A 1148-nucleotide genomic window follows, 5' to 3' on the forward strand; every position below is an offset into this window, starting at 1 on the left:
CAACTAAGGTATCGTCAACTTCCGCGCCAACGCTTGCAACACGGCCAATGACTTCGTGCCCTGCTACGATAGGGTACACAGACATCCCCCAGCTGTTGTCGAGCATGCTCACGTCACTATGGCAAATACCGCAATACATCACGTCAATTTCAACATCATTCGCACCTAAAGGTTGAAGTTCTCTCCCTACTTCAACCAACTTTCCGCCTGCGGTCTCTGCTGCATACGCTCTATACATAAAAGATTCCTTTGATTAAACCCAGCGTTAAATACGCGTCATTGCTTAGATTAGATTCCAAACCTTAGTTGATGTGATGATCCGTTTCCATGATAGCTCCCTTCAAGTTAATTGATTTAGATCCAGCATATTCGAAAAGCTCAGCAAGCTATGCCTGCGCTTACTAAGCTCTTTGGGCAGTTTACTAATTAGGAAATCCCCATGCGCATTAACGAACCCGTTACTCAAAACGAGCTTGAATATGACCAGCACGCTCGCATTGTTTCAACAACCACGTCTAAAGGCGTGATCACATACGTCAATAAAGACTTCGTTGAAATATCAGGGTTTACCGAAGAAGAAGCGCTTGGGCAAGCACGCAACATTGTTCGTCATCCAGATATGCCACAAGCCGCGTTTCAATCGCTTTCGGACGCAATGGCGGATCAAAAATCGTGGATGGACATCATTAAAAACCGTTGTAAAAACGGGGATCACTATTGGGTCGATGCTTTCGTGATGGCTAATGCGGATGAAACTGACGGTGAAGCTCACCTGCAAAGCGTTCGATTCAAGCCAAGTCGTGATCAAATCAGTCGCGCTACGCATGCTTACAAGCTAATTAATGAAGGTAAACAGCCCTACCATCTATAGCACCCTAAACATTGGCCAATCGCCTATGAATTGAATGCAGCGACCACGACCCTACTACTTCCTATTGCCATTTTTTTGGCCATCACACATTTTTTAATCGGAGCCGCTTCCACAATCGCTTTTCTTGGAGTGATGACACTTTTTAATTTTTTCATCACACTCAACATACGACAAGCAGCGAAAGAATCAGCAACAACCTATTCCGACACACTCGCGCAGTATATTTATACGGGCCGTTTGGATGAACTAGGCAGTCTTGAGCTTAGTAAAATATTTA

2 protein-coding genes are annotated in these 1148 nt (G+C 44.6%); one reads left to right on the forward strand and one right to left on the reverse strand.

All coding sequences use genetic code 11. The features are described from left to right. A partial coding sequence (locus tag A3738_RS07770; protein ID WP_156504074.1) for an alcohol dehydrogenase catalytic domain-containing protein occupies positions 1-238 on the reverse strand: 238 nt, incomplete at its 3' end. A 201-nt stretch (positions 239-439) separates the two neighbouring features. Here A3738_RS07770 and A3738_RS07775 point away from each other — a divergent pair. Continuing rightward, a complete protein-coding gene (locus A3738_RS07775; protein WP_068476662.1) occupies positions 440-871 on the forward strand; it encodes a PAS domain-containing protein in 432 nt (143 codons plus the stop codon). Positions 872-1148: the final 277 nt, after the last annotated feature.

The sequence above is a fragment of the Oleiphilus sp. HI0066 genome, from assembly GCF_001635725.1.